Origin of the sequence: Saccharomonospora iraqiensis subsp. paurometabolica YIM 90007, assembly GCF_000231035.2 — a bacterium.
In the GTDB taxonomy this organism is placed as follows: Bacteria; Actinomycetota; Actinomycetes; order Mycobacteriales; family Pseudonocardiaceae; genus Saccharomonospora; species Saccharomonospora paurometabolica.
The window spans coordinates 127,149-142,856 of sequence record NZ_KI912185.1; the positions used below are offsets into that span (position 1 = coordinate 127,149).

General features: G+C 71.7%; 14 protein-coding genes and 1 pseudogene. 11 read left to right on the top strand and 4 right to left on the bottom strand.

What is annotated here, in order from left to right; all coding sequences use genetic code 11:
• From SACPADRAFT_RS31860 to SACPADRAFT_RS0200730, 7 genes and pseudogenes are all read left to right on the top strand, one after another.
• Positions 1–519: pseudogene (locus SACPADRAFT_RS31860) on the top strand (nitrate- and nitrite sensing domain-containing protein); the annotation flags it as partial.
• Complete coding sequence (locus SACPADRAFT_RS0200705) at positions 516–977, top strand: roadblock/LC7 domain-containing protein (RefSeq protein WP_007024428.1); 462 nt, start codon at positions 516–518, stop codon at positions 975–977. The pseudogene SACPADRAFT_RS31860 and the gene SACPADRAFT_RS0200705, both read left to right, overlap by 4 nt.
• A 334-nt stretch (positions 978–1,311) precedes the next feature.
• Positions 1,312–1,740, top strand: a complete 429-nt coding sequence (locus tag SACPADRAFT_RS0200710; protein ID WP_028662116.1) for a DUF742 domain-containing protein — start codon at positions 1,312–1,314, stop codon at positions 1,738–1,740.
• Positions 1,721–2,335 carry a GTP-binding protein gene (locus SACPADRAFT_RS0200715; RefSeq protein ID WP_007024426.1) on the top strand — a complete coding sequence of 205 codons (615 nt, stop codon included), beginning with the start codon at positions 1,721–1,723 and terminating at the stop codon, positions 2,333–2,335. Before SACPADRAFT_RS0200710 ends, SACPADRAFT_RS0200715 begins: the two co-directional genes overlap by 20 nt.
• A gap of 96 nt (positions 2,336–2,431) precedes the next feature.
• On the top strand, positions 2,432–5,668 hold the full coding sequence (gene icmF / locus SACPADRAFT_RS0200720; protein WP_007024425.1) for a fused isobutyryl-CoA mutase/GTPase IcmF: 3,237 nt from the start codon (positions 2,432–2,434) through the stop codon (positions 5,666–5,668).
• A gap of 273 nt (positions 5,669–5,941) precedes the next feature.
• Positions 5,942–6,775 (top strand): LLM class F420-dependent oxidoreductase, encoded by an 834-nt coding sequence (locus SACPADRAFT_RS0200725; protein ID WP_007024424.1) that lies wholly within the window; start codon positions 5,942–5,944, stop codon positions 6,773–6,775.
• A gap of 63 nt (positions 6,776–6,838) precedes the next feature.
• Complete coding sequence (locus tag SACPADRAFT_RS0200730; RefSeq protein ID WP_007024423.1) at positions 6,839–7,828, top strand: TIGR03557 family F420-dependent LLM class oxidoreductase; 990 nt, start codon at positions 6,839–6,841, stop codon at positions 7,826–7,828.
• Between the two features lie 104 nt (positions 7,829–7,932).
• On the opposite strand, the gene kstR is transcribed toward SACPADRAFT_RS0200730, so the two are convergent.
• The 4 genes from kstR to kstD all read right to left on the bottom strand — a co-directional run bounded on the left by kstR (position 7,933) and on the right by kstD (position 12,558).
• On the bottom strand, positions 7,933–8,571 hold the full coding sequence (gene kstR, locus SACPADRAFT_RS0200735; RefSeq protein WP_007024422.1) for a cholesterol catabolism transcriptional regulator KstR: 639 nt from the start codon (positions 8,569–8,571) through the stop codon (positions 7,933–7,935).
• 124 nt (positions 8,572–8,695) lie between these two features.
• Positions 8,696–9,559, bottom strand: a complete 864-nt coding sequence (locus SACPADRAFT_RS0200740) for a MaoC/PaaZ C-terminal domain-containing protein (protein WP_007024421.1) — start codon at positions 9,557–9,559, stop codon at positions 8,696–8,698.
• Between the two features lie 129 nt (positions 9,560–9,688).
• Positions 9,689–10,789, bottom strand: coding sequence for a 2Fe-2S iron-sulfur cluster-binding protein (locus SACPADRAFT_RS0200745; protein WP_007024420.1), 1,101 nt, complete (start codon positions 10,787–10,789; stop codon positions 9,689–9,691).
• Complete coding sequence (gene kstD / locus SACPADRAFT_RS0200750; protein WP_007024419.1) at positions 10,786–12,558, bottom strand: 3-oxosteroid 1-dehydrogenase; 1,773 nt, start codon at positions 12,556–12,558, stop codon at positions 10,786–10,788. Before kstD ends, SACPADRAFT_RS0200745 begins: the two co-directional genes overlap by 4 nt.
• Positions 12,559–12,793: 235 nt before the next feature.
• Between kstD and hsaA the strand changes: the two genes are divergently transcribed.
• The 4 genes from hsaA to SACPADRAFT_RS30135 all read left to right on the top strand — a co-directional run.
• Entirely contained in the window at positions 12,794–13,969 is a 1,176-nt protein-coding gene (gene hsaA / locus SACPADRAFT_RS0200755; RefSeq protein ID WP_007024418.1) for a 3-hydroxy-9,10-secoandrosta-1,3,5(10)-triene-9,17-dione monooxygenase oxygenase subunit, read from the top strand.
• A 71-nt stretch (positions 13,970–14,040) separates the two neighbouring features.
• A complete protein-coding gene (gene hsaC, locus SACPADRAFT_RS0200760) occupies positions 14,041–14,946 on the top strand; it encodes an iron-dependent extradiol dioxygenase HsaC (protein WP_028662118.1) in 906 nt (301 codons plus the stop codon).
• Entirely contained in the window at positions 14,943–15,482 is a 540-nt protein-coding gene (gene hsaB / locus SACPADRAFT_RS0200765; protein ID WP_007024416.1) for a 3-hydroxy-9,10-secoandrosta-1,3,5(10)-triene-9,17-dione monooxygenase reductase subunit, read from the top strand. The genes hsaC and hsaB overlap by 4 nt, the downstream gene beginning before the upstream one ends.
• A 73-nt stretch (positions 15,483–15,555) precedes the next feature.
• On the top strand, positions 15,556–15,708 hold a 153-nt coding region (locus tag SACPADRAFT_RS30135; RefSeq protein ID WP_007024415.1), incomplete at its 3' end, for an SDR family NAD(P)-dependent oxidoreductase.

Sequence of the window (15,708 nt, forward strand, 5' to 3'; positions counted from 1 at the left end):
GAGACGCCGGGAGACGGCGACGGGGCGCCGGCCCGGCCGGACGTGCCGGGTGCCGGTGGTCCCGCGGGCGGGAACGGCCGGCACAGCGTCGACCGGGCGTCCGGGCCCGATCCCGCGGAGACGACCGAGATCGTGCCCGGCGGAGCCGGTGGTGGAGGCGTGGGTGCGCGTGCGCACGCGGGATCGTTGTTCGCCGACCCGACCGGGGACCGATCCGGTCCCGACCACCCGGTGGACGGGACCTCCCCGCTCGACGAGCGGTGGCGGACCGCGCGGGAGGTGACCGAGGCGCAGCCGACGAGCTACACCTCCGCGGGGCTGCCCCGGCGGAACCGGGGTGAACAGCTCGTCCCCGGCAGCGCGGCCTCCGGGGAGTCGGAGGGGAACCGCCCCCGGTTGGCGCGGGACCCTGCCGACGTGCGCGGGCGACTGAACAGCTTCCAGCAGGGCGTCCGGCGCGGCAGGCACGCCGGCACCGTGACGACCGATCTGCCAGACGAGAGAGTGGAGGGTGAATGACCACCTCGGACCGGGCTCAGCAGGCTCAACCCCACCAGAACCAGTTCGGTTGGCTGGTCGACGACTTCGCCGAGCGGGTACCGGGTGTCGCGCACGCCGTGGTGGTGTCCGCGGACGGTCTCCTGCTCACCGCGTCCCGCCGACTCCCGGTCGACCGGGCGGACCAGCTCGCGGCCGTGGCGTCCGGGCTGGTCAGCCTGACCCAGGGCGCGGCCCGGTGCTTCGAGGCCGGGTCCGTCACGGAGACGGTCGTGGAGATGGAACTGGGCATCATGGTGCTCATGTCGATCAGTGACGGCTCGTGCCTGGCGGTGCTGGCCGCGCCGACCTGTGACATCGGGCAGGTGGCCTACGAGATGACGCTCCTGGTGGAGCGGGTCGGGCAGATCCTCACCCCGGAGCTGCGGGCCCGCCTGCAGGGCGCACAGGGCGCGCGGATCGGCGAACCGGTGGGTTGATCCGCCGATGACCGGACCGGAACACGATTCCGGCGACGGGGGCGCCGGTTCCCGGGACAGCGCCGGGAAGCGGAACACCGACGGCACCGACGGCACCGCGGGGAGGGAAACCGGCGGTGGGTGGGCGGAGTGGGCGCGATTCCGTCTGGACGGTGACGCGGACATCGACACCGATCAGGGGGTGGAGCCGGATTCCACTCCTGCCGAACCCGGGACCGAGGAGGTGGACACCCACGAGCCCGGCGCACCCGGCGCCGGGCGGCATCGGGGGCGACCAGGCACACACGGCGTTCCGGACCCGCGCGGCCCGGACTCGGACGCAGAGGAGCAGGTTGTGGCAGCGGAAGCCGTCCCGGTGCAGTCGGCGGTGTGGCCCGGAGCGCACTCCGCGGCACCCCCGCCGGAGTACCCGGAGGACACCGGGGACACGGGGTTCGTCCGGCCCTACGCCATCACCGGGGGCCGGACCAGGGCGAACCACCATCTCGAGCTGGAGACTCTGGTCTCGACCAGAACGGCGGGACTACTGGCGGTGCCCGACCAGATCGAGCATCAACTGATCATGGAACAATGTCGTACTCCACAATCGGTGGCCGAGATCGCCTCGGCTTTGGGGATGCCACTGGGTGTGGCGCGGGTACTGATCAGTGACGCGGCGGACGCCGGACTGGTCACCGTGCACCGGACGGTCTCGGGCGACGAGGGTGCCGAGGCGCACTTGCAGTTGATGGAAAGGGTGTTGAGTGGACTCCGCCGGCTTTGAGGCACCGCGCGAGACCGCGTCGAAGACGATGACGTCCGCCAAGATCGTGGTGGCGGGCGGCTTCGGCGCGGGCAAGACGACGTTCGTCGGCTCGGTGTCCGAGATCGTGCCGTTGACGACCGAGGCGATGATGACCGACGCGAGTGCCGGTATCGACGACCTCGAGGCGACGCCGGGCAAGGCGACGACGACCGTGGCGATGGACTTCGGCCGGGTGTCGTTGGACGAGGACCTGATCCTCTACCTGTTCGGTACGCCCGGCCAGCAGCGGTTCTGGTTCATGTGGGACGACCTGGTGCGCGGCGCGATCGGCGCGGTGGTGATGGCCGACACCCGCAGGCTCGCCGACTCGTTCGCCCCCGTGGACTTCTTCGAGGACCGGGGCCTGCCCTACATCGTCGGCGTCAACACGTTCGACGGCGTGCTGCACCACAGCCTGGACGACGTACGGGAGGCGCTGTCCATCGATCCCGCCGTCCCGATCGTGCGCTGTGACGCCCGGGACCGGGAGTCCACCAAGCAGACGCTCATCACGCTGGTCGAGTACGCGATGCGGCAGTGGATCGCGGTGCGCGCGGCCAACAACGCCTCGTGACCGCCCGGTGACGGCTGAATCGGTTCCGACGGTGTGGCGCGCTTCACGTGTCGCCCTCCGTTCCCGAAAAGTAGGAAGTCCAAGTATTTTGGGGTCATGACCTCCGATCTGCACCGGCCCGAGCACCCGGTCCGTTTCGTGACCGCGGCGAGCCTGTTCGACGGCCACGACGCCTCGATCAACATCATGCGGCGCATCCTCCAGTCGCAGGGTGCCGAGGTGGTGCACCTCGGCCACAACCGCTCGGTCGAGGAGGTGGTGACCGCCGCGATCTCCGAGGACGTCCAGGGCGTGGCGATCAGTGCCTACCAGGGCGGGCACGTCGAGTACTTCTCCTACCTCGTGCAGCTGCTGGCCGAACGGGGCGCGGGGCACGTACGGGTGTTCGGCGGCGGGGGCGGCGTCATCGTCCGCGAGGAGATCGAGCTGCTGCACTCCCGCGGGGTCGCGCGCATCTTCTCCCCGGACGACGGCCTGGAACTGGGGCTGCCCGGGATGATCAACACGATGGTCCGGGACTGTGACGTCGACCTCACGCGGAGCTCCCCGGGGCGGGTGGACGACCTGCTCGCCGGCGACATGCCGACGCTGGCGCGGGCCCTCACCCACCTCCAGCAGGACACCCTGCCCGCCGACTGGCGGGAGGCGATCCGGGAGGCGGCCGCGGCCCGCACCGTGCCCGTGCTCGGGATCACCGGCACGGGCGGATCGGGCAAGTCGTCGCTGACCGACGAACTGATCCGCCGCTTCCGGGTGGACCAGGAGGACAAGCTGCGCATCGCCGTGCTGGCCGTGGACCCCACGCGGCGCCGCGGCGGCGGTGCCCTGCTCGGCGACCGCATCCGGATGAACAGCCTGGACGGCGACCGGGTGTTCTTCCGGTCGCTGGCCACCCGCACGGCGGGTGCGGAGGTGCCGACCGGCCTCGACGAGGCGGTCACCGCCTGCAAGGCCGCGGGCTACGACCTGGTCGTGGTGGAGACACCCGGTATCGGGCAGGGGGACGCGGGCATCGTCGACCACGTCGACCACGCGCTCTACGTCATGACGCCCGAGTTCGGCGCCGCGTCCCAGCTCGAGAAGATCGACATGCTGGACTTCGCCGACGTCGTCGCGATCAACAAGTTCGAGCGGCGGGGTGCGGAGGACGCCCGGCGGGACGTCGCGCGGCAGATGGTCCGCAACCGCGAGGCGTTCGGTGCCGCCCCGGAGGACATGCCGGTGTTCGGTACGAGCGCGGCGAAGTTCCACGACGACGGGGTCACGGCCCTGTACCAGCACCTGCGGGACCTGCTGGCCGACGACGGACTGTCGGTCTCCGCCGGAACCCTGCCGCGGGTCGGGGGGAAGGTCCCGGCCGACACCACCGTCGTGATCCCGGGTCACCGCACGCGCTACCTCGCCGACATCGCCGGGACGGTGCGCGACTACCACCGCCGCACGACGGAGCAGGCCGAGGCGCTGCGCCACCGGGACCACCTGGCCGCGGCCCGGGAGGCGCTGGCCGCCGAGGGGGCGGACACCGGTGAGCTCGACCGGCTGCTCGCCCGCGCCGACGACGCCGTGGACGCCGACACGACCGGGACGCTGACGCGCTACGACGAGCTGGCCGAGTCGTACCGGGGCGAGGAGCTGGTCTTCACCGTCCGCGACCGGGAGATTCACACGGAGCTGTGGCGGGAGACCCTGTCCGGCAGCCGGGTGCCGCGGGTGGCGCTGCCGCGCTACACCGACCGTGGCGAGCTGCTGTCGTTCCTGCGCCGCGAACACCTGCCCGGGTACTTCCCGTACACCGCGGGCGTGTTCCCGTTCAAGCGCGAGGGGGAGGACCCGGCGCGGATGTTCGCCGGGGAGGGCGACGCCTTCCGCACCAACCGGCGGTTCAAGTACCTCTCGTCCGACTCCGAGGCCAAACGGCTGTCCACCGCGTTCGACTCGGTGACGCTGTACGGGTCGGACCCGGACACCCGGCCGGACATCCACGGCAAGATCGGCACCTCCGGCGTGTCGATCGCGACGCTGGACGACATGAAGGCCCTCTACGACGGGTTCGACCTCACCGCGCCCACCACGTCGGTGTCCATGACGATCAACGGCCCGGCACCGACGATCCTGGCGTTCTTCCTGAACACCGCGATCGACCAGCGCCGGGACGCCTTCCGCACCGAGCACGGCCGGGAGCCCACCGACGCCGAGGACGCCGAGATCCGCGCGTGGACCCTGCGCCAGGTCCGGGGCACGGTGCAGGCCGACATCCTCAAGGAGGACCAGGGGCAGAACACCTGCATCTTCTCCACCGAGTTCTCCCTGCGGATGATGTCGGACATCCAGGAGTGGTTCACCGCCAACGACGTCCGCAACTTCTACTCGGTGTCGATCTCCGGGTACCACATCGCGGAGGCCGGGGCGAACCCGATCACGCAGCTCGCGTTCACGCTGGCGAACGGGTTCACGTACGTGGAGTCCTACCTCGCGCGGGGCATGGACATCGACGACTTCGCGCCCAACCTGTCGTTCTTCTTCTCGAACGGGATGGACGCCGAGTACTCGGTGCTGGGCCGGGTCGCCCGCCGGATCTGGGCGGTGGCGATGCGCGAGCGCTACGGGGCGAACGAGCGCTCGCAGAAGTTGAAGTACCACATCCAGACCTCCGGGCGGTCGCTGCACGCCCAGGAGATGAGCTTCAACGACATCCGCACCACCCTGCAGGCCCTGTGCGCGCTGTACGACAACGCGAACTCCCTGCACACCAACGCCTACGACGAGGCGATCACGACGCCGACGGAGAGTTCGGTGCGCCGGGCGCTGGCCATCCAGATGATCATCAACAAGGAGTGGGGCCTGGCGAAGAACGAGAACCCGCTGCAGGGCTCGTTCATCATCGACGAGCTCACCGACCTCGTGGAGGAGGCGGTGCTGGCCGAGTTCGAGCGGATCACCGAGCGCGGCGGCGTGCTCGGCGCGATGGAGACCGGCTACCAGCGCGGCAAGATCCAGGACGAGTCGATGGCCTACGAGCGGCTCAAGCACAACGGCGACCTGCCGATCGTCGGGGTGAACACGTTCCGCAACCCGGAGCCCGAACAGGACGAGGTCGAGGTGGAGCTGGCGCGGGCCACCGACGAGCAGAAGCAGTCCCAGCTCGACCGGCTGGCCGAGTTCCACCGCCGGAACGAGGCCGGGGCGCAGCAGGCGCTGGCGGACCTGCGGCGGGCGGCGCAGCGCGGGGAGAACGTGTTCGCCGTGCTGATGGACGCCGCCCGGGTGTGCTCGCTGGGCCAGATCACCCGCGCCTTCTTCGAGGTCGGCGGCCAGTACCGCCGCAACGTCTGACCCCCGCCCCACCCGCGAGTCGCCACCCCAAACCCGCGAGTCGACGCTCCGGAACCGCGAGTCGCCACTCCCGGACCGCGAGTCGGCGCTCCGGGACCGCGAGTCGTCACTTCACACCAGTCGACGGTCCGGGACCGCGAGTTTGTGTCCGGTGTACGAAGGGTATTCTTGATCATCGTCGGTCTCGGACCGGATCGGGTGTCGACTCGCCGTCCGGGGGTGACGACTCGCAGACACGTGGCGTCAACTCGCGGTCCGGAAGGGGCGACTCGCGTGAAGTTCGGGGTTTCCACGTTCGTCACCGACGAAGGTATCCGTCCGGCGGCGCTCGGCCGGGCGCTCGAGGAGCGGGGGTTCGACTCCCTGCTGGTGGCCGAGCACTCGCACATCCCGACCAGCCGGGAGACGCCGTACCCGGGTGGGGGTGACCTGCCCCGGGAGTACTACCGCACGCTGGACCCGTTCGTGTCGCTGACCGCCGCGGCCACCGCGACGAACGACCTGCTCGTGGCCACCGGGGTCGCCCTGCTGGTCCAGCGGGACGTGCTGCACACGGCGAACGAGGTGGCCAGCCTGGATCTGGTGTCCGGGGGCCGGTTCCTGTTCGGCGTGGGCGTCGGCTGGAACCGCGAGGAGATGCGCCACCACGGCACCGACCCCCGTACGCGGGGCGCCCTGCTGAACGAGCAGCTGCAGGCACTGACCCGGATCTGGACCACCGACGAGGCGGAGTTCCACGGCGAGTACGTCGACTTCGACCCGGTCAACCTGTGGCCCAAACCCGTCCGGACACCGCACCCCCCGATCTACGTCGGGGGCGAGAGTGCCGCGGCCGAGGACCGGCTCGCGCGGTACGGGGACGCCTGGATGCCGCGCGGGCACACCTCGCCGGAGCACATCCGGCGGGTGCGCGGGCGCCTGGCCGAGCGGGGCAGGCCGGACCTGCCGGTGACCATCTTCGCCGCCGACCCGCAGCGCGCTCCGATCACGGAGTGGGCCGAGGCGGGCGTGGAGCGTGTCACGTTCTTCCTGCCCACCCTGCCCGAGCGCGAGACACTGGCGACACTCGACGACCTGGCCGAGGTGGCGCGCCGCCACGCCGGGTAGCCGGGTCGCGGACCGCGAAGGACGAACGAGGCGCGCCCGCGAGCGGGCGGGGTTGGAGACGACGTGGCAGACGTGCAGATCGGGATCGCGGCGGCGTTGGAGCAGTTCGCCCCCCGGGAGTCCGTGGACCTCGCCGCACTGGCGGAGCGGCACGGGTTCTCCGGGCAGATGGCGGCCGACCACTTCCAGCCGTGGGTGCCCGCCCAGGGGGAGGCGTCGTTCGTCTGGAGCGTGCTGGCCTCGCTGGCCGAGAACACCACCGGCGACCTCGGCCCGGGCGTGACCTGCCCGTCGTTCCGCCAGCACCCGGGGATGGTGGCGCAGGCCGCCGCGACCCTGGAGGCCACCTACCCCGGGCGCACCTGGCTGGGCATCGGCTCGGGGGAGGCGCTGAACGAGCACATGTTCGGCGCCTACTGGCCCGAGGCCCCCGAACGGGTCCGCCGGATGCTGGAGGCGCTGGAGATCATCAAGAAGCTCTTCGGCGGCACCGATGTCAAGCACAACGGCGAGTTCTTCAAGCTGCACAACACCCGGCTCTGGACGATGCCCGACCCCGCGCCGCCGGTGTACATCGCCTCGGCGGGCCCGTACACCTCCCGCAAGACGGGCGAGCTCGCCGACGGCCTGATCACGCCGGGCGCGTCGCTGGACAAGCTCGCCGGGATCGTGGAGAACTTCGCGAAGGGCGCCCGCAAGGCGGGCAAGGACCCGGACGCGATGCCGAAGCTGCTCCAGGTGCACCTGTCCTGGGCGGCCACCGACGAACAGGCGTGGGCCAACGCGCTGGAGCAGTGGCCGAACGGGGGGATGAAGTTCCCGAAGGCCGACATCCGGTCGCCGTTCGACTTCGAGCAGATGGCCAAGCTGGTGCGCCGGGAGGACTTCGAGGGCCGGATGGTCGTCTCGTCCGATCCGGACGAGCACCGGCAGGCACTGCAACGCTACATCGACGCCGGCTTCACCCGGATCTACCTGCACAACGTGGGCCGCAACCAACAGGAGTGGATGGAGGTCTTCGGCCGCGAGGTCCTGCCGAAGCTCACCGCCTGAGCCCACTCACCCGGGCGGGTGTGTCGTGAAGGACTCCTTCCCTGCGCGTGGCGCGGCGAGGGACCCCTTCGCTGCGTGTGACGCAGGCAGGGAGTCCTTCACGGTCACTTCTCCAGCAGCAGGCGGACGGAGAGTTCGAGGCGGTTGGCGACGTCGGTGGCGGAGGCGCGCCGGGTGACCCAGGCGACCAGGTTGGCCATCCACACGTCGGCGACGACGTGGAAGACGTCCCGGTCGGCCTCGGTGGGCTCGGCGATGCCCATCGCCGTGGCGAACATCTCCTCCAGCAGCCGCCCGACGCGTTCCACCTCGGCCGCGGCGGTGGTGTCGGCGAACATGAACGCCCGCACCATCGCCTCGGTGAGCTGCGGGTCGCGCTGCAGCGCACGGGTGTTGCGGCCGAGCACGTACAACACTCGCTCGACCGGGGTGTCCCCGGGGATCGGCCCACGGCCCAGTCTGTCCTGGGCCCGTTCGAACTCCCGGGCCAGACTCGACACCAGCAGGTGCACCTTGGACGGGAAGTACCGGTAGAGGGTGCCCAGGGCCACGTCGGCGCGCTCGGCCACGGTGCGCATCTGCACGGCGTCGTACCCGCCCTTGGACGCCAACGTGAGTGTGGCGTCCAGGATGCGTCTGCGGCGGTCGCGTTGCGCCGCGGAGCCGAGTTCCTCGCCGCCGTCCAACGGGTTGAGCGTGGTGCGCCCCTTACCCTGCCCCGGCGTCCTGGGCTTGCCTGCCATCCGGCACTCTCCTGGTAAGAACGTGTTTCACTGCCTGTTCGGGCATGCACCAGAGTAATTCATCAGCTCGCCGGACGTGGGGCGAGCAGAAAAGTGAAACGCGTTCTCTTTTGAGGGGAGTCCGTCAGCCGGTGGTGTGCAGCACCGCGTCCGACAGCGCGGGCGCCTCGTCGCGCTCGACGACCGTCGCGGTGACGAGCAGCCTCCCGCCGTCCCGCCAGACCCGCGTGCGCAGCGTCTCGCCGGGGAGCACGATACCGGCGAACTTCGCCGACCACGACCGCACCCTGGTGACGTCGGCGTCGAGCACGGCGTCGGTGACGGCCTTCGCCACGATGCCGTAGGTGCACAGACCGTGCAGGATCGGTGCGTCGAACCCGGCCGCGCGCGCGAACTCCGGGTCGGCGTGCAGCGGGTTGCGGTCGCCGCAGAGCCGGTAGAGCAGCGCCTGCTGGGTCAGCGTCGGCGTGTCGACCACGACGTCGGGCGCACGGTCGGGCAGCTCCACCCGGTCGGAGGCGCCACGCTCACCGCCGAACCCGCCCTCGCCCCGGGCGAAGATGCTCGACCGCGCCGTCCACAACGGATCGCCCGCGGCGTCGGCGACCGTGGTCTCCTGCACGATCACCGCGGCCTTGCCCTTGTCGAGGACGTCGGCGATCCGGGAGCGCGCCACGGCCTCGCCCGCGGTGGGCAGCGGACGGTGCACCTCGACGCTCTGCGTGCCGTGCACGACCTTCGCGAGGTCGATGTCCACACCGGGGAACGACACCGCCGGGGGTTCGGAGGCGTGGAAGTTCTCCGCGACCGTCGCGAAGGTGGGCAGCACCCGCAGGTCGTCCTCGTAGGCGTAACGGAGCTCGCGGTCGTCCGTGGGGTCGGCGCCCGCGCCGAGTGCGAGGTGGTAGAGCAGCACGTCGGAGGAGGTCCAGGAGAAGGAGCTCCGTCCGAGATCGGCTCCGACGGCGACTTCCGGGTCGATGGGCATGGGTGTCTCCTTGTCGTGCGTGCGGGCCCGTCACGGTGCCCGCTCGTCGTGATGCGGACGCCTCACGGTGCCCGCTCGTCGTGGGTCCGGGCCCGTCGTGGTGCGGGCCCGGTGCGGGGGGCGGGACGGTCACTCGTAGCTGACCGACACCTCGTCGGTGACCGGCAGCGCCTGGCACGCCAGGACGAGCCCGTCGGCGAGGTCCTCGGCGTCGAGCACCTCGTTGACGGACATGGTGACCTCACCGGACACCACCCGGCAGGCGCAGGCGCTGCACCGTCCCTCCCGGCAGGAGTACGGCGCGTCCAGACCGGAGTCGAGCAGGTGGTCCAGCAGTCGCCGGTCCCGTGGCCAGCCGGACGTGTGCTCCGTGCCGTCCAGCGTCACCGAGAGCGCCACCGGCTCCGGCCCGGGTTCCGCCGCCGGCGCCGGTTCCGTCCCGGTCGCCGGGCCGGGCTCCGGACCGGGCGTGGGGTTCGGTGACCCGGCCCGGTCGGCCGACCCGCCCGGCACGGTGTCGGCGAACGGGTCACCGCCGAGGGAGACGAACTTCTCGACGTGCCGGCGTGCGCGCGGCACGTCCAGCGCGGTGAGCGCGGCGGTCGCGCCCTTCATGAACGGCCGCGGCCCGCACACGAACGCCTCCCGGTCGGCGTACGGCGCGGCCCACGTGCGCAGTGCGTCCGCGGTGGGCAGGCCCTGCAGCGACTCCAGCCAGTGCGACACGGTCAGCCGGTCGGGATGGGCCTCGACCAGCTCCCGCAGCGCCCGCGCGAAGATCACCGAGTGCTCGTCCCGGTTGGCGTAGCACAGCGCCAGGCGTCCGCGGCCGCGCGCCAGCACCGCCCGCACGAGGGACATCACCGGGGTGATGCCGCTGCCCGCCGCGAACAGCACGAGATCGTCGTCCAGCGAGGACGGTGTGAAACTCCCGGTCGGGTCGAGGACCTCCAGCTCGGTCCCGGGCCGCACGTGGTCGCACAGCCAGTTGCTGGCGTAGCCGTCCCCGTCCCGCTTGACCGTCACCTGCGGCGGCGCCCCCACCCCGGGCGCGCTGGACAGCGAGTAGCAGCGGGCCACCGGGCCGCGCCCGTCGCCCGGGACCCGCACGGTGAGGAACTGGCCGGGCCGGTAGTCCAGGTCGTCGGCGTCGAACACGAAGGACCGCGCCGCGTCGGTCTCGTCGATCACCTCGGACACCCGCAGTGTCCGGGAGACGGGTGCGTTCACGACTCCGTGCTCCCTCCGTTCGCCCCGGCACGTCCGCCGGTGGGCTCCGGTGCGACGGCCAGGTGGCGCGCGGCGCGGTAGCCGAACACCATCGCCGGGCCGATGGTCGCGCCGGGACCCGCGTAGGTCCGGCCCATGACGGCGGCGCTCGTGTTGCCGGCGGCGTAGAGGCCGTCGATCACGGTCCCGTTGCCGCGCAGCACCCGGCCGTGCACGTCGGTGCGCAGCCCGCCCTTCGTGCCCAGGTCGCCCGGCACGATCCGCACCGCGTAGTACGGTGCCACGTCGAGCGGCCCCAGACTCGGGTTCGGCCGGTTGCGCGGGTCGCCGTAGTAGTGGTCGTAGGCACTGCGGCCGCGGCCGAAGTCGGCGTCCTCGCCCGCGCGGGCGAAGCCATTGAACCGCTCGACCGTGGCGGACAGCGCGTCCGCGGGAACACCGATCCGCTCGGCCAACTCGGGGAGGGTGTCGGCCTTGGCCGCCACTCCGGTCTTGTACCAGCGGCCCGGGAACCGTTGCCGCGGGCCGAGCCCGGTGAACATGTACCGGTTGCGGTAGCGCTGGTCGAACACCAGCCAGGTCGGGATGTTCTCCGCCGGGCCCTCGCCCGCCCCGTACATCGCGTGCACGGCCTCCACGTAGGGGGCGGACTCGTTGACGAACCGTTCGCCCCGGTCGTTGACCAGCAGGCACCCCGGGCGCGAGCGCTCGGCGAGTGCGAACCACGGCCCACCGGGCAGCGGGATCGTCGGTCCCCACCAGGCCTCGTCCATCAGGTCGACGTCCGCCCCGAGGGCCGTGGCCGCGCGGATCCCGTCCCCGGTGTTGGCCTTCGCCCCGACCGTCCACTCCGTGCCGATCGGTTCCCGCTGGTGCCGCTTGCGCAGCTGCTCGTCGTGTTCGAAGCCGCCGGACCCGAGTATCACCCCGCGCCGTGCGCGGAGGACGACCCGCTGCCCGTCGCGTTCGACCACGACGCCGGTGACCGTGTCGTCCTCGGTGTGCAGGTCCACCATCGGGGTGGAGAGCCGGACGGGCACGCCGCTGCGGGCCAGGCCCGCGCGCAGACCCGCGGCCAGTGCCTGGCCCATGGACAGCAGCCGCCTTCCCCGGAGCCTGCCCGCCAGCCACCGGGCCCCGAGCCGCAGCAGGTGCCAGGTGCCCCGGGGGTGGCGGGCGAGCAGGCTCAGCCACCGGAAGTCCGCCTGGGTCAGCGGCACCCCGAGGGGCGGGGCGCTGTAGGGGGGTTCGAGGTTGTCGATCTCGTCACCGAGGACGGTGGCGTCGAACGGCTCGGGCTCCACCGACCGGCCGCCGGGCCGTCCACCCGGGGCCTCCGGGTGGTAGTCGGAGTAGCCGGGCACCCAGCGCAGCCGCAGCGGGGTGTGCCGCTGGACGAAGGAGACCACCTCGGGGCCGGTGTCCAGGTAGGCGCTGCGCCGTTCGGGGGAGACGACGTCGCCGACGATCGAGGCCAGGTAGCGCTCGGCGTCGGCCGGGGTGTCGGAGACGCCGGCGGCCCGCAGGGTCTCGTTGTTCGGGATCCACACCCCGCCGCCGGAGCGGGCGGTGGAACCACCGAAGTACGCGGCCTTCTCGACCACCACCGCCGACAGCCCCTCGTGCGCGGCGGCCAGCGCCGCCGTCATCCCCGCCGCGCCGCTGCCCACCACGACGACGTCGAACTCGGTGGCCCCGGACCCGCCCCCGGATCCGGCCTCGGATCCGGCCGCCGTGCCGGTGGCGGCGGCCGCGTGGTCGTGGGTCATCGGACCTCCTTCTCGGGAACACGGTGCCGGGTTCCGCCCTGCGGCCGGCGTCCCGGGACCGTCCTACGAGAACATGTTCCATGCGGAGGGTAGGCCGCCGGTCCCACCGAGTGGAATCCGGAGTCGCGGCACTGTGAGTGGATTCTCCATGGTGGGATCGGGATGACAAGAACGAGAACATGTTCTAGTCTCAGGCGGCGTTGTACCAGTCCAACCCGGTAGGAACGAGGCACAGATGAGCGAGGGCACCGACGCGGTGATCGCCGGGATCGAGGAGCTGCTGCCGGCTCTGCGCGACCGTGCGCAGGAGGCCGAGGACGCGCGGCGCGTCCCGGAAGAGTCGATCAAGGCCCTGGCCGATGTCGGCTTCTTCAAACTCCTGCAACCCGCCCGGTACGGCGGCTACGAGGCCGACCCGGTGACCTTCTACACGGCGGTCCGGTCACTCGCGAGCGCGTGCGGGTCCACCGGCTGGGTCGCCTCCATCCTCGGCGTGCACCCCTGGCATCTCGGCCTGTTCGACGACCGCGCACAGCAGGACGTGTGGGGCTCGGACACCGGCACCCTGATCTCGTCGTCGTACGCACCGATGGGCAGGGCGACGGTCGTCGACGGCGGCTACCGGCTGTCCGGCAAGTGGAGCTTCTCCTCCGGCTGCGACCACGCCACGTGGGTGCTCCTCGGCGCGCCCGCGTTCACCGCGGACGGCGACCCGGTCGACTTCTGCACCTACCTCGTCCCGATCTCCGACTACACGATCGAGGACGTGTGGGACACCGTGGGCCTGCGCGGCACCGGCAGCAACGACATCGTCGTCGACGACGTGTTCGTGCCCGCCCACCGCGTGCTCAGCTTCGTGGCGACGTCGAAGTGCCGGACCCCCGGCCAGGAGGTGAACACCGGCCCGCTGTACCGGCTGCCGTACGGGTCGGTGCACCCGAGCACCATCACCGCGCCGATCATCGGCATGGCGCAGGGCGCCTACGACGCGCACGTGGCCTACCAGCGCGAGCGGGTGCGCGCCTCGTACATGGGGGAACAGTCCAAGGAGGACCCGTTCGCCAAGGTCCGGATCGCCGAGGCGGCCAGCGAGATCGACGCGGCGTGGCTGCAGCTCACGCACAACATCGACGAGCTGTACCAGCTCGCGTGCCGCGGCGAGAAGCTGCCGTTCGACACCCGGCTGCGGGTGCGCCGCGACCAGGTCCGCGGCACCGAGCGGGCCATCGCCGCGATCGACCGGCTCTTCGAGAACTCCGGGGGCCGTGCGCTGCGCGCGGGCACCCCGATCCAGCGCTTCTGGCGCGACGCGCACGCGGGCCGGGTGCACGCGGCCAACGACGCCGAGCGGGCGTACCAGATGTTCGGCACCGGCACGTTCGGCCAGACCGTGGAGAACGCCATGGTCTGACCGGAGTCCGACGCCCCGGTCCGCCCCGGACCGGACGACCGACCCACCCACGAGACGAACGGATGACGCACATGGGTATTCGCTCCCTGGGCTACCTCCGCATCGAGGCCACCGACATGGCGGCCTGGCGCGAGTACGGGCTGAAGGTGCTCGGCATGGTCGAGGGCTCCGGTGACGACCCGGACGCCCTGTACTTCCGGATGGACGAGTTCCCCGCGCGGCTGGTGATCGTGCCGGGGGAGACCGACCGGCTGGCGCAGGCCGGGTGGGAGGTCGCCCACGCCGCCGAGCTGGACGAGGTCCGCCGGAGCCTGTCCGAGCACGGGGTGCCGTTCAAGGAGGGCTCGGCCGAGGTCTGCGCCGAGCGCCGGGTGGACGAGCTGATCACGTTCGAGGATCCGTCCGGCAACACGTTGGAGATCTTCCACGGCATCGCGTTGCAGCACCGCCGGGTGGTCAGCCCCTACGGGCACACGTTCGTCACCGGCGAGCAGGGCCTGGGGCACGTGGTGCTGTCCACCCACGACGACGAGGCGTCCCTGCGGTTCTACCGGGACGTGCTCGGCTTCCGGCTGCGCGACTCGATGAAGCTGCCGCCGCAGGCGGTGGGCAGGCCGGAGGACGGCAAACCGGCGTGGCTGCGGTTCCTCGGCTGCAACCCGCGCCACCACAGCCTCGCGTTCCTGCCGATGCCCACCCCGAGCGGCATCGTGCACCTGATGGTGGAGGTCGAGAACTCCGACGACGTGGGCCTGTGCCTGGACCGGGCGCTGCGGCGCGAGGTGCCGATGTCGGCCACGCTCGGGCGGCACGTCAACGATCACATGATGTCGTTCTACATGAAGACGCCGGGCGGCTTCGACGTCGAGTTCGGCTGCGAGGGCCGCCAGGTCGCCGACGACACGTGGATCGCCCGGGAGAGCACCGCGGTAAGCCTGTGGGGCCACGACTTCTCGGTGGGAGCGCGGCAGTCGTGACCCGCGGCGCACCCACCGTGGATCCGACCCGCTTCCGGTCGGTGCTCGGGCACTTCTGCACCGGGGTGGCCGTGGTGACCGCGCACGACGGCGACGCCCCCGTCGGGTTCGCCTGCCAGTCCTTCGCGGCGCTGTCCCTGGAACCGCCGCTGGTGCTGTTCTGCCCGGCGAAGTCGTCGCGGACGTGGCCGGTGATCGAAGGGGTGGGCAGGTTCGCGGTGAACGTGCTCTCCGGCGACCAGCGCGACGTCAGCGCCACGTTCGGTGCGCGGGGCGCGGACAAGTTCGCCGCCGTGGACTGGTCCCCGGCCCCGTCCGGTGCCCCGGTGCTGACCGGGTCGCTGACCTGGATCGACTGCACCATCGAGGCGGTGCACGAGGCCGGGGACCACTACGTCGTGGTGGGCCGGGTGACCGAGCTCGGGGACGTCGCGGACGGCCGCCCGCTGCTGTTCTACCGCGGCCGCTACACCGTCACCGAGCCGGAGGCAGTCGAGGAGATGTTCACCTGGCCCCGCCCGGACGACTGGTTCTGACCCTTTCTCGTCGTCATGTCACCCTCGTGGCGTCGTGATGTGGTTCGTGTCGTGACACCGGAGGGAGCGGGCGATGGAGAGCGGGCGTGTGGCGGTGGTGACCGGGGCCGGGTCGGGGATCGGGCGGAGCGTGGCGCTCGCGTTGCTCGGGCACGGCTACCGGGTGGCGCTGGCCGGACGTCGGGAGGACGCGCTGCGGGAGACGGCGGCGCAGGCCGAACGGGCC